The organism is Bifidobacterium sp. wkB338 (assembly GCF_003688325.1).
Taxonomy (GTDB): Bacteria; Actinomycetota; Actinomycetes; order Actinomycetales; family Bifidobacteriaceae; genus Bombiscardovia; species Bombiscardovia polysaccharolytica.
The window spans coordinates 254024-266733 of sequence record NZ_NPOR01000011.1; the positions used below are offsets into that span (position 1 = coordinate 254024).

Below are 12710 nucleotides of genomic sequence, written 5' to 3' on the forward strand. Positions count from 1 at the left end.
AAGAGGACCGACCTGGGGCTAGACTGTGCCCTATGAGAATCGCGCGTTTTTCCTACAAGGACACCCCACGATACGCTTTTGTCCAAACTGACAAGCAGGACGGCAAGGACTATCTGGTTGAGTTGAGCGGCTACCCCCTGACCGGCCAGCAGGTCGAGCCCACCGGTCAGCGCTACCCTCTGGACGACGAGGATGTGCGGCTGCTGGCCCCGGTCATCCCCTCCAAGATCTACGGAGCGGCCAAGAACTACCGCGCCCATGCCGCCTACATGGCCGAACATGGCCAGTCCTCGAATCCGGAGCCTCCGGAGAATCTCATGCTCTTCATGAAGCCCTCCACCTCGGTCATCGGCCCTGACGACCCCATCGTCAAGCCCTCTTACAGCAAGGACATGAACTATGAGCCCGAGGTTGCCGTCGTCATGGGCAGGATGGCGCGGAAGGTGAGCGTCAACGAGGCCATGGACTATGTGCTGGGCTACACCTGTGTCAATGACGTAACCCTGCGTGACCTGCAGAAGAACGATCCTATGTGGACCCGTTGCAAGGGTTTTGACACCGCCTGTCCCCTCGGGCCGTGGATCGAGACCGACCTGGACTATCGTGATGCGAAGATTTCCTTCAAACTCAACGGGGAAGAGGTGCCTGAGGCCAGCGGCACCACCGCTAACCTGATCCACTCCATTCCTGAGCAGATCGCCTTCATCTCCAGCTTCGCCACCCTGCTGCCCGGCGATGTCATCATGACCGGCACGCCGCACGCCACAGGTTCCCTGAAAAACCGAGACGAGGCCACGGTTCAGGTTGAGGGAATCGGATACCTGCGCAATGTGGTCATCGACGAGTAGCGAATAGCAGGAAAACAAGCGATATAAAAACTTGAGTCATTTAGGCTCAAGTTTGGGAATAGGCATCCTCCTTTCGCTGTTGTAGAAGGCAGATGAACCCGTGACGGGGTCTGGTCGAATGATTCGGCTGGCCCCGCCGAAGAATGTTGGAGGATGCTCTATGAACGAAAACTTCACCACCATGGCTCAGCAGGCCATAGGCGATGCTATCCAGTCGGCCTCGGCGGCCGGCAACCCCCAGGTGGATGTGCTCCATCTGTTGGACTCCCTGCTGCGTCAGCAGTCCGGAGTGGTGCCTGGACTGATTCAAGCCGCTGGTGGTGACAGCCAACGGGTCGGAGCCGAGGTCCGTCAGGCCCTGGTGGCTCTGCCGTCGGCCAGCGGATCCACGGCATCGCAGCCCGATGCCAGCCGTCAGCTCAGCATGGCCCTGGCTCAGGCAGAGAAGGAAATGCAGGCCATGGGGGACGAATACGTGTCCACCGAGCATTTGCTTATCGCAATCGCCCAGGGTCCTTCGCAGGCTGCCGATATTCTGAACCGGAACGGTCTGCAGGCCGATACCCTGCGGAAGGCCGTGCCCCAGGTGCGCGGCGGTGCCAAGGTGACCAGCCCGGATGCCGAGGGTACTTACAAGGCTCTGGAGAAGTACTCCACCGATCTGACCGCCCAGGCCAAGGAGGGCAAGCTGGACCCGGTCATCGGCAGGGATCAGGAGATTCGTCGTGTCATGCAGATCCTGTCTCGGCGGACCAAGAACAACCCTGTCCTTATCGGCGAGCCTGGCGTGGGTAAGACAGCCGTGGTCGAAGGCCTGGCCGAACGCATCGTAGCCGGCGACGTGCCCACCACCCTGCAGGGCAAGAGGCTGATCTCCCTGGATCTGAGCTCCATGGTGGCTGGCAGCAAGTACCGTGGCGAATTCGAGGAACGACTCAAGGCTGTTCTCAACGAGATCAAGAGCGCCAACGGTCAGGTCATCACCTTCATTGATGAGATCCATACCATTGTCGGTGCTGGTGCCGCAGAGGGATCCATGGATGCAGGCAACATGCTCAAGCCCATGCTGGCCAGGGGAGAATTGCGTCTGATTGGCGCCACTACCCTGGATGAGTACCGTGAGAACATCGAGAAGGACCCGGCTCTGGAGCGCCGCTTCCAGCAGGTCTTCGTGGGCGAGCCCTCCGTGGAGGATACTGTGGCCATCCTGCGTGGTCTCAAGCAGCGTTACGAGGCTCACCACAAGGTGACCATCGGGGATGATGCCCTGGTGGCGGCAGCTACGTTGTCCAACCGGTATATCTCGGGTCGTCAGCTGCCAGACAAGGCCATCGACCTGGTTGACGAGGCCGCTGCCCACCTGAGGATGGAGCTGGATTCCCAGCCTGAGGAAATCGACGAGCTTCAACGTCGCGTCACCCGTCTGGAGATGGAGGAGATGCAGCTGAAGAAGGCCGATGACCCAGCCTCCAAGGACCGTCTGAGCAAGCTGCAGGCCGAGCTGGCGGACTCTCGCGAGAAGCTGGGTGGCCTCAAGGCCCGTTGGGAGAACGAGAAGGCCGGGCACAACAAGGTCGGTGATCTGCGTGCCCAGCTGGATGCCAAGCGGGTCGAGGCTGACAAGGCCACCCGCGAGGGCGACCTGGAGAAGGCTTCCCGCATCCTCTACGGGGAGATCCCCGGCATTCGTAAGCAGCTGGCCCAGGCGGAGAACGCGGCCGAGCAGGCCAAGAACGCCTCCAATGACGCTGGTCCCGATGGGGCTGACATCGCTGGAGGACCGGCCCAGGAGCCCATGGTTCCTGACCATGTTGATGCGGATTCCGTAGCGGAGATCGTTTCGGACTGGACCGGTATCCCTGTGGGACGGCTCATGGAGGGCGAGAACGAGAAGCTCCTGCATATGGAGGACTACCTGGGCAAGCGGGTGGTCGGCCAGCAGGAGGCCATCCACGCGGTATCCGACGCGGTTCGGCGCTCGCGTGCCGGCATCGCCGATCCCGATCGGCCTACAGGATCCTTCATGTTCCTGGGTCCCACCGGCGTGGGCAAGACGGAGCTGGCCAAGGCTTTGGCCGACTTCCTCTTCGACGACGAGAAGGCCATGGTCCGCATCGACATGTCAGAGTACATGGAGAAGGCCTCGGTCTCCCGGCTGATTGGCGCTGCTCCCGGCTACGTGGGCTATGAGGAGGGTGGCCAGCTGACCGAAGCCGTCCGTAGGCGGCCCTACTCGGTGGTCCTCTTCGACGAAGTGGAGAAGGCCAACCCTGAGGTCTTCGACCTGCTGCTGCAGGTTCTGGACGACGGCAGGCTGACCGATGGCCAGGGCAGGACGGTGGACTTCAAGAACACCATTCTGATCATGACCTCCAACCTGGGCTCGCAGTTCCTGGTCCGGGACGACCTGGACGAGGATGGCAAGCGCAAGGCCGTCATGGATGCGGTGCATGCCAACTTCAAGCCCGAGTTCATCAACCGGCTGGACGATCTGGTCATCTTCCACCCGCTGACCCGCGACGAGCTGGGTTCCATTGTGGACATCCAGGTCAAGCAGGTGGCCCAGCGGCTGACCGACCGGCGCATCACCCTTGACGTCACCGACTCCGCTAGGGAATGGCTGGCCAACATGGGATATGACCCGGCCTTCGGCGCTCGGCCCTTGCGTCGGCTGGTCCAGACCGAGGTGGGCGATCAGCTGGCCAGGATGCTGCTGGCTGGCAAGGTTCACGACGGCGACACGGTCCTGGTGGATCAGACCGGCGGCGACCACCTGGAGCTGACCGCTTGGCCCACTGAGAATCTGGTCGATGATTCGGTCACGGTCAACGACGTGACAGCTGATGGCGATGCCGATGCTGATGCCGGCGATGACGGTCGTGGCCGTCATGCCGCTCGTGGCGACGATCAGGGTCAGGCCCAGTCTCGCTGAGATCAATTAAGGGTTGGTACCCGGGATAATCCTGGGTATCAACCCTTTTTGTGCCACAAGTTGTGCTCTGTGGATTCAGTCCATAGCGGCCGCCGGATCCTTGCCCTCTTGCATGGACTCCCACTGGCTGTCGACGATGACCTGGGGACGCCGTGCCGCTACAGTCGGTAGCTGGTCTGTGTCGATCAGGGCGAGGTGCAACCAGCGACGGCGCAGGTGCCGCAGCCGGTGCAGGCGACGAACGTTGAGCATGGCCAGGATGGTGGACAGGGCCCCTGTTACTGCTGCGATCATGGGGTTGAGCATCCAGCCCAAGAAGGGTTGGCAGATTCCGGTGGCAATGGCCAGGGCGATGACGTTGTAGACAGTGGACCAGGTCAGGTTCTGCCTGATGACCTGGGTGGTGGCCCGACTCAGTTCAATGGCCCTGCCTGTCCCGTCAAGGTCGCCTTGGTGCAGGATCAGATCCGGGTGGGGCAGGTCAATGTCGTCCGTGGCATCGTCTGTGTCAGCCTGAAGTTTTGGACCCAAAGTGATGCTCACCTGAGCCCTGGCCGTCAGCTTGGGATCCGCTGTAGTACCAGCTGCCAGAGCCACCAGGCTGGTTCGGCCCTGCTCCCCGGCGGATGCGGTGTCTTGACCAGTCCGATCCGCTGGAACGCCTCTGCTGGTCCGGGTCAGGTCGTGGTTGAGACGATCCATGCACTCGCGCTTGCGTTCGGGGGTCAGTCGGGTGATCAGCATATCCACGCCCGCCTGACGGGCTGCCCGCTCAATCCTGTCATCCGGGTGGCGGCTTCCATCCAGGATCAGGCTGCTCACTCGCAAGGAGCGCAGATGGGTGGCGGTACGGGTCAGGGATTCCGCGTGGACACCCTGGCTCTCCGAGTCGTCGGGATCCAGCAGAGAGGAGTCGTCCAGAATCAGCGTGCGCACCCGGCCCAGGTGGTTCATGGCTCTTGGTGAAGTGAAGAGCAGACCGTGGGCCAGGCCGGTCTCCAAGCTGGTTCGGAAGGCCATGGGGATGGTCATGGCTGCGACAGCGGGACAGGCGATGGTCAGTACGCAGACCGCATTGCCTACAGCGTGGGCCAGGTGGGGTTGCGGTCCCAGCATGAGCCAGAGCATGAAGGTCCAGACAGCCAGGATCATGATCAGGGCGATGGCTGTGTTGACGATTCGATCCATTCTTCGCATGGCGGGGGAGCGTTCGACCAGGGCCTGAGGGATGATCTTCACGAGTCTGGCTGCATAGGTGTTGTCGCCGGCGGCATCCACGCGGATGGACAGTCGACCCTCCAGAATCTTGCTGGAGGCCAGGATCCGGTCACCGGGTCCGCAAGGCCGGGGTCGGTCGCCGCCGGTCAGCTCGCTGTCGTCCACCAGGGCCGACCCTGACTCCACAACCCCGTCGGCGGCTGGGCGCTCTCCTGTGCGCACCAGAAGCAAATCGCCTGGGCGAATCCGGTCACGTGCAAGAATCTGGGCGGGGACTGTCTGCGGATGCTCGGGATCAGCCACCAGGCCTGAGGCTGGTCGGATTTCTGTTAGATGGTTCAAAGAGGCCACCAGGGAGGCTTCCATTCTGGTGCCGATGACCCGGGCCAGCAATAGGAGGGTGATGACTACGCCGATCAGATCGAAGTATGGGGATCGGGAGCCCTCCGGCAACAGGGACCCGGCCAGGCAGGTGGCCAGGCTGTACAGGTAGGCCAGGCTTGTGGCCAGCATGGCCAAAAGATCGGGGCTGCAGCGGTGCTCGGTCATGGACTTCCACCCGTCCATGAGTATTCCACGGCCGCAATAGAAGATGACTGGGGTTATCAGAATGGCCTGGACCCAGGGGCTGGTCAGCCAGGAGGGAATCAGATCGGGGCCGAAACGATCGAACAGATCCAGAACCAGGACGGGCGCGGTCAGCAGGGCGCTAATGATGGTAGGCCTGAGCAGACGGTGGCTGCGAGAGTCCAGATCGGCCCCCCATTTGCCCCAATCCTCGGGATCGCGCCAGGGGCGGTTGGCCGGGGAGTCTGCGCCTGCATCTTGGTCGCTGACATGAGCCGAAGGCATAAGGAAGTACCAGATGATCAGCCAGGTGACCGCACAGGCCACGACCAGATCGGCTATCGCTAGGAAGATGTCGATACCCACGGATCTCCTTCGGTCTTGCTCCAACCCCTCAATATTTCCTATTCTGCCCGTCATTGCGGTCCGGTACCCGTCTTAAGGCCGATTCCTTGCGGAAAAAACGAATTCTCGAATCATCGCCGACAACCTGCCGTGCCGATCTGACTATCGGGTCCAGTCTTGGAGGTTTACTAGAACATATGTTCGATTCTACGTCATCGGTAGTCATGGTTGTGCTTCTCCTGCTGATCGGTATGGTCCTGGGAGGATTGGCCGGATATGCGCTGGGTCGGGCCCAGGGCCGGAGGGCCGTCGGCACGGGGTCTGACGGCCAGGTGGATGAGCTGCGTTCGCAGCTGGACCAGGCTCAGGACAGGCTTCACGGATCCGAGGCGGCTCTGGTGGAGGCACGGACCAAGGTGGACGGCCTGAATCGTGAGCTCTCCTTCGTCAAGTCCCAGCTGGCCCAGGCCCAACAGGCCGAGCAAATCAGAATCGAGCAGGAGCGCCGCCGTACGCAGGCTCAGGAGGAGGAGAAGCGGCGCAGGCAGGCTCAGAGCATGGAGGAAGAGAGCAAGGTGCTCTCTGCCCTGGCTCCCGTGCAGAAGAATCTGGATGCCCTCCAGCATAAGGTGGCCCAAATCGAGGAGGGTCGCAAGCAGGAGATGGGTTCCTTGGGGCAGCAGCTGAAGAGTTTGGGTGAGCAGCAGGGGCGGCTGGACAAGGAGACCAGCTCTCTGGCTTCGGCTCTGCGCAACAACAAGGTGCGCGGCGCCTGGGGAGAGGCTCAGCTCAGGAATATCGTCGAGTCGGCGGGGCTCTTGGAGCATGTGGACTTCGACACTCAGGTTGTGGTCACGGCCTCGGATGGTCGCGTTCTGCGTCCCGATATGGTGGTCCACCTGCCCGGCGGCAAGACTATTCCTATTGACGCCAAGGCCCCCTATTCCGACTATCAACGGGCCTGCGAGATCCCCGACACTGCTTCGGATGACGAGTTGCGCCGCCGGGACGAGCTGCTCAAGGCGCATGCCCGTGCCCTACGCGAGCACGTCAAGGCCCTGGCTGACAAGGAGTATTGGAACGCCTTCGAGACGGCCCCGGACTTCGTGGTGGCCTTCATCCCCAACGACTCCCTTCTGCAGGCTGCTCTGGAGGTGGATCCCACCCTGATGGATGATGCCTTTGCCCAAAAGGTGGCTCTGACCTCGCCAGTGACCCTCTGGGCTGTGCTCAAGTCGGTGGCCTATGCCTGGCAGCAGCAGAACCTGTCCGAGGACGCCCGCACCCTATTTACGTTGACCCACGAGCTCTATGACCGCTTTGTGGTCCTGGGCGATCGGGCCAACAAACTGGGCCGTTCCATCACTGCCACAGTGACCGCTTACAACAAGTTTGCATCCTCTTTGGAATCGCGGGTTCTGGTTACCGCTCGCAAGCTGCAGCAGATGGACCCTTCCAAGGTCATCGATTCGGTCGACATGATCGATTCAGACAAGGGCAATATCAGGGAGCTGACCGCGCCGGAAGTTTTGTCCGACCAAGGGCAGTGAGTGCCGATTAGGGGCCTCCGGCGCTAGTCTGATAAGCATGAACGAGGCATCGAAGAGACAAGAGGGTTCATCCTTCAGGCCCACTGGGTCGCCTGATCTGGTCGGGCGCAAATCCGACACGGACCTGCCTGAGCCGGTCGATCAGTTGCGCGAACTCCTAGCCCAGGAGATCGGCGGGCGTCCCTTCACCGAGCTGAGCGGGGTCACCTTCCACCACCGCGGGGCCGAACTTGCCGGGCATGTTCTTCTGGATACCCTGGAGGATGCGGGCTATTCAGTCGACGATTTCAATGCGGTCGGGGCCCTGACCGCCGCTGCCGTGCCACTGGCTGATGCCATGCTTCATGCCGCAGCCTCGCGCGGGCAGGATCTGGACGCCTTCGTCATGGATTTCGTCTACCCCTCCATCAAGGGCCCATCCATCGAAGGCAGGCGGGTCATCCTGCTGGATGCCTGGCTGGGCCGGAAATCCTATGTGCAAACTTCATCCCTGGTTACCTTGGGCAAGAATAACGAGCTGAATCTTGACTGCGGGATCATTCAGCGCCAGGGCGCGAAGACGTTGGCTATCGCTTCGCTGGTGGGCGGCCGGACAGACGGCAGCATTCAGGTGGTCGATCCGGTGGACGGATCCCGGCAGCAGCTGCCCTTCATCTGCGCCTACCAGGAGGATCAGTTCGCCGGCACTGCCGACGGTTCGCCGGAGCGATCATGAGGGAGCCTGATCCAGTCACCCGAGCGGCCATGGTCTCGGATGAGCCGGTCTTCCGGCAAGTGGGGGTTGGCCCCTGGCAGGAAGAGCATCCTGAGCAGCCCCTTCCGATAGACCCGCGCTATGACCGTGAACTGCTGGATCAGGGGGACCGCCGCAACGTCCTGGACCAGTACCGCTACTGGAAGGTCGAGGCCATTCGGGACGACTTGGATCGCCGAGGCCGTCATGATTTCGAGGTGGCTGTGGAGAACTGGACACACGACTTCAATATCGGCTCCATGGTCAGAACCGCCAATGCCTTTGCCGCCCGCCGCGTCCATATAGTTGGTCCTCACAAATGGAACCGCAAGGGCTCCCTGATGACCGAGCTCTACCAGCACGTGGTCCACGACCCCGACATAGCGACCATGGCAACCACCCTGCAAGAAGAGGTAGCCGGGCAGGGGGAGTCCATGCCCCGTATGATTGCCATCGACAACGTCCCTGGGGCCGTTCCCATGGAGACCTATAGCTTCCCTCGTCGCTGCCTGCTCATGTTCGGCGCCGAGGGGCCGGGGCTCTCCGAGAAGGCCTTGGAGTTGGCCGACGATGTGGTCTACATCTCCCAGTTTGGATCGGTGCGATCCATCAATGCGGGGGCTGCGGCTGCCGTGGCCATGCACTCCTGGATCTGCCAGCATGCGGAGGTGGCGGGTCCATGATTGTCATCGACTCACTGACCAAGCGTTTCGGCTCCCGCAAAGCACTGGACCGTGTCTCCTTCACGGCCAGAGACGGTCGGGTGACCGGGTTTGTGGGGCCTAAAGGCGCTGGCAAGTCGACCACACTGCGCATCGCTCTAGGGCTGGTTCGTCCTGATTCAGGCAGAGCCCTGTTCGACGGCCAGCCGTTCGTCCGGCTCTCATCGCCCATGCGGACAGTAGGAGCAGTACTGAATCCACGCAATGTCCATCCTGCATGCAATGCTAGGAACCACCTGCTGGCCCTGGCTGCAGTCAATGGCATCGATCAGCGTCGGGTGAACCAGGTACTGGAGATGGTTGGCCTGCAATCGGTCGCCGATAGATCGACGGGTTCTTTTTCTTTGGGGATGAGTCAGCGGCTGGCCCTGGCCGCAGCCCTCCTGGGCGACCCACGCAACATGGTTCTGGATGATTCCTTTGATGGACTGGATCCGGAGGGAGCCGAGAGGATGAGGGGCATCTGGCACAGCCTTGCCTCACAGGGAAAGGCAGTCCTCCTAAGCTCCCATAAGATAAACAAGTTGGCTGAAATCGCTGACGATCTGGTCATCATCGCCAAGGGGCAGATACTGGAGAGAACGACCGTGGCCCGGTTCATTGGCGAGCACTCCCGTGACTCCATCTATGCGGTGACGCCGCAGCCCGACCAATTAAAGGCCGCTCTGGCAACGGCTGCCGGAATCAGCATCACTCGTCTGCCGCCAGACGAGAACTGTCCGCCAGATGCCGCCCGCTTCCGCATCCAGGGTGCGCCCTTGGCATCCACAGCCTCGATTCTGGCCCAGGAGGGTGTGGTTCTCTACGATTTCCAGCAGGAGGAGGTTTCCCTGGAACAGGCCTACAAGGACATCATCCACGGGAGAAGGGGCGCGCGGCAGAGTGATTCAGAGGCAAGACTGTGAGTGCTGACAACGGTCGTCGGGCCCGTCGGAGTCGGCGAGAGGTACCCGCAGGACTTGATTACGCAACTCCACGGCATGGCTCCGCTTTTACCAGGTTGCGTCGGACTTCGGGGCTGTCCTTCATGGATTTGCATCGGCCATCCGGTCACTTGACCCTTTCCGGGGCGGTCCGAGGGGAGCTGCGCAAGATGTTCTCCCTGCGATCGACCTGGGTTCTCTTGTTGATTGTCATGCTCTTGCAGCCGTTGACCACTGGCCTGATGGCTTGTGCGCCCCGGGTATTGGCTGGCCTGGGGCGACAGGCCAGCCAATACCCGGCCCACCTCATGCCTGCTTCCAGTGACGTTTTCTGGTCGGCCGTCGCAGCTGGCCTGTTTCCGGCAATGATTGTGGCAGGCATTCTGGGGGTTCTGGCCCTCACGCGTGAATTTTCCGGCGCCACCATTGAGAGCACGCTGACGGCCAATCCTCGTCGGGGCATGGTTCTTATGGCCAAGGGCTTTGTTCTGGCCTTGCTGACTTGGCTGGCGGCACAGGTGGGCCTGCTGCTCAGCTGGATACTGGCGACCCTGCTTCTATCAGTCAGATCCGGCACCTCGTCTGCATCCAGGCCTGGGCTGACCCTGATTGATTTGCTGGGCGGCCCGCTCATGCTGGTCCTCTTCGCTTTGATGGGTCTAGGCCTGGGAGCCTTGAGCCGATCCAAGGCCGGCGGGATCGGCCTGTTTCTTGGACTGACCTTGATCCTGCCATTGATTCTGGGCATCCTGCGAGGTTTGACCCATCATGTCGACTGGCTGCAGATTCCCTTCAGGCTGACCCCAACCAGCCTGCTGGTCACCTTCCTCTCGGGCCTGGGCCGGACTGCAGAAGCAGGTCGCGGATGGTGGCCCACCTGGTGGCAGGCCGGCCTGATCATGATGGTCTGGACAGCCCTATGCTGTGCTCTGGGAACCCTGGTCTTCCGGCGCGCAGACATCGGTTGACCCTGTCTTCTGCGTGTCATAGAGCACCCATATGATAAGTGGTATGCCAACTTTTACACGTGAAGAGATCAAGCACTTGGGCGATCTGGCCCGTATTGCCTTGACCGATCAGGAGGCCGACCGCCTCAAGGGCGAACTCAACGTGATCGCCGATTCCATCACCAAGGTCCAGGAGGTGGCCGGCGATGATGTGCCCCCCACTGCCAATCCCATCCCCCTGGAGGCCTATCTGCGTCCCGATGAGGCTGAAGAGCCGCTGACCCAGGAGGCTGCCCTTTCGGGGGCGCCGGTAACTGAGTCCGGTATGTTCGTGGCCCCGCGCATTCTGGGTGAGGAGTGAGACGATGAGTGCACAGGAAGAATTGGTTAAACAATCCGCCTCCGACATGGCCGCACAGCTGCGGTCGGGGCAGGTCTCCAGCCGCGAGCTGGTTCAGGCTCATCTGGATGTGATCGAAGCCGCCGAGCCCAGCATTGATGCATTTCTGCAGATCAGCGCTGATCAGGCCCTGGAGCAGGCTGACGCTTTCGATAAGCGCATGGCCCATGAAGGCGCCGAAGGGCTGCCGGAACTGGCCGGCGTTCCCATTGCCATCAAGGACATGATCGTCACCAAGGGCATTCCCACTACGGCTGCCTCCAAGATCCTCGAGGGCTGGGTACCACCTTACGATGCCACCGTCATCAAGAAGCTCAAGGCCGCAAGCATGCCCATTCTGGGCAAGACCAACCTGGATGAGTTCGCCCAGGGGTCTTCCACTGAGCACTCAGCCTTCAAGCCCACACACAACCCCTGGGATACCGAGCGGGTCCCGGGCGGTTCAGGCGGCGGTTCGGCTTCGGCTGTCGGCGCCTTTGAGGCTCCGCTGGCCCTGGGCACCGACACTGGTGGGTCCATTCGCCAACCCGGATCCCTGACCGGCACCGTGGGTGTCAAACCCACCTATGGCGGTGTTTCCAGGTTCGGGGCCATCGCCATGGCATCCTCCCTGGATCAGATTGGTCCGGTCTCCAGGTCAGTGTTGGACGCCGCCCTGCTGCAGGAAATCATTGGTGGTTATGACCGCCGAGACTCCACCTCGATTCCCAAGCCGGTTCCCCCTCTGGCCCAGGCTGCTCGTCAGGGCCAGAAGCGCGATCTGAAGGGCCTCAAGGTGGGCCTGGTCAAGGAGCTGGGCGGCGAGGGCTACCAGCCCGGCGTCGAAGCACGTTTCAACGAGGCTGTCTCGCTGCTGGAATCCATGGGCGCCGAGGTTGTTCAGGTCTCCTGCCCGCACTTCCCCTACGCGTTGGCTGCTTACTACATCATCATGCCCTCTGAGGTCTCCTCCAACCTGGCCCGTTACGACGGCATGCGCTACGGCCTGCGGGTCATGCCTCCCGATGGCGTCCCCCAGACGGCAGCCAACATGATGGCCGCCACACGCGAGGCCGGGTTCGGCGACGAGGTCAAGCGCAGGATCATCCTGGGTATCTACGCCCTGTCCGCCGGCTATTATGATGCCTGGTACGGTTCCGCTCAGAAGGTCCGCACCCTGGTCATCCGCGACTTTGAGAAGGCCTTCGAGCAGGCCGATGTCCTGGTATCGCCCACTTCGCCGACCACGGCCTTCCGTTTCGGCGAGAAGATGGACGATCCGCTGGCCATGTACCTGAACGACGTGGCCACCATTCCGGCCAACCTAGCTGGTACTCCGGCCATGTCGATTCCCGCCGGGCTCAGCGACGACGGGCTGCCTGTCGGCTTCCAGTTCTTTGCCCCCCAGATGCGCGACGAGGTCATGTACCGGCCTGCCGCCGCTCTTGAGGCGGCCCTGGAGGAGCAGTGGGGCGGACCCATCTCCCGGAAGTTGTCCACTCCCTGGCTGGATGGTCTGGCCCAGGGATCGAACAAGTAGGCATCG

The 12710-nt window shown here is 61.8% G+C and carries 10 protein-coding genes; 9 read left to right on the top strand and 1 reads right to left on the bottom strand.

Annotated elements, in window-relative coordinates; genetic code table 11:
* Positions 1 to 32 precede the first annotated feature (32 nt).
* Entirely contained in the window at positions 33 to 848 is an 816-nt protein-coding gene (locus CI603_RS02550) for a fumarylacetoacetate hydrolase family protein (RefSeq protein ID WP_121912918.1), read from the top strand.
* A gap of 160 nt (positions 849 to 1008) precedes the next feature.
* On the top strand, positions 1009 to 3780 hold the full coding sequence (gene clpB, locus CI603_RS02555) for an ATP-dependent chaperone ClpB (RefSeq protein WP_121912919.1): 2772 nt from the start codon (positions 1009 to 1011) through the stop codon (positions 3778 to 3780).
* A gap of 75 nt (positions 3781 to 3855) precedes the next feature.
* Here clpB and CI603_RS02560 read toward each other — a convergent pair whose 3' ends face one another.
* Positions 3856 to 5931, bottom strand: coding sequence for a hypothetical protein (locus tag CI603_RS02560; RefSeq protein WP_183122210.1), 2076 nt, complete (start codon positions 5929 to 5931; stop codon positions 3856 to 3858).
* A 176-nt stretch (positions 5932 to 6107) separates the two neighbouring features.
* Here CI603_RS02560 and rmuC point away from each other — a divergent pair, with 176 nt between their 5' ends.
* From rmuC to gatA, 7 genes are read left to right on the top strand one after another with little or no spacing between them, the layout of a single operon-like run.
* A complete protein-coding gene (gene rmuC / locus CI603_RS02565; RefSeq protein ID WP_121912921.1) occupies positions 6108 to 7460 on the top strand; it encodes a DNA recombination protein RmuC in 1353 nt (450 codons plus the stop codon).
* 37 nt (positions 7461 to 7497) lie between these two features.
* Positions 7498 to 8175: an orotate phosphoribosyltransferase gene (locus CI603_RS02570; protein ID WP_259465456.1), complete on the top strand. Its 678-nt coding sequence runs from the start codon at positions 7498 to 7500 to the stop codon at positions 8173 to 8175.
* On the top strand, positions 8172 to 8876 hold the full coding sequence (locus tag CI603_RS02575) for a TrmH family RNA methyltransferase (RefSeq protein WP_121912922.1): 705 nt from the start codon (positions 8172 to 8174) through the stop codon (positions 8874 to 8876). Before CI603_RS02570 ends, CI603_RS02575 begins: the two co-directional genes overlap by 4 nt.
* Positions 8873 to 9820 carry an ATP-binding cassette domain-containing protein gene (locus CI603_RS02580; protein ID WP_121912923.1) on the top strand — a complete coding sequence of 316 codons (948 nt, stop codon included), beginning with the start codon at positions 8873 to 8875 and terminating at the stop codon, positions 9818 to 9820. Before CI603_RS02575 ends, CI603_RS02580 begins: the two co-directional genes overlap by 4 nt.
* Positions 9817 to 10806 carry an ABC transporter permease subunit gene (locus CI603_RS02585; RefSeq protein ID WP_147438270.1) on the top strand — a complete coding sequence of 330 codons (990 nt, stop codon included), beginning with the start codon at positions 9817 to 9819 and terminating at the stop codon, positions 10804 to 10806. The genes CI603_RS02580 and CI603_RS02585 overlap by 4 nt, the downstream gene beginning before the upstream one ends.
* A gap of 43 nt (positions 10807 to 10849) precedes the next feature.
* Complete coding sequence (gene gatC, locus CI603_RS02590; RefSeq protein WP_015022515.1) at positions 10850 to 11146, top strand: Asp-tRNA(Asn)/Glu-tRNA(Gln) amidotransferase subunit GatC; 297 nt, start codon at positions 10850 to 10852, stop codon at positions 11144 to 11146.
* A 4-nt stretch (positions 11147 to 11150) separates the two neighbouring features.
* Positions 11151 to 12704 carry an Asp-tRNA(Asn)/Glu-tRNA(Gln) amidotransferase subunit GatA gene (gene gatA, locus CI603_RS02595; RefSeq protein ID WP_121912925.1) on the top strand — a complete coding sequence of 518 codons (1554 nt, stop codon included), beginning with the start codon at positions 11151 to 11153 and terminating at the stop codon, positions 12702 to 12704.
* The last annotated feature ends 6 nt before the right edge of the window (positions 12705 to 12710 follow it).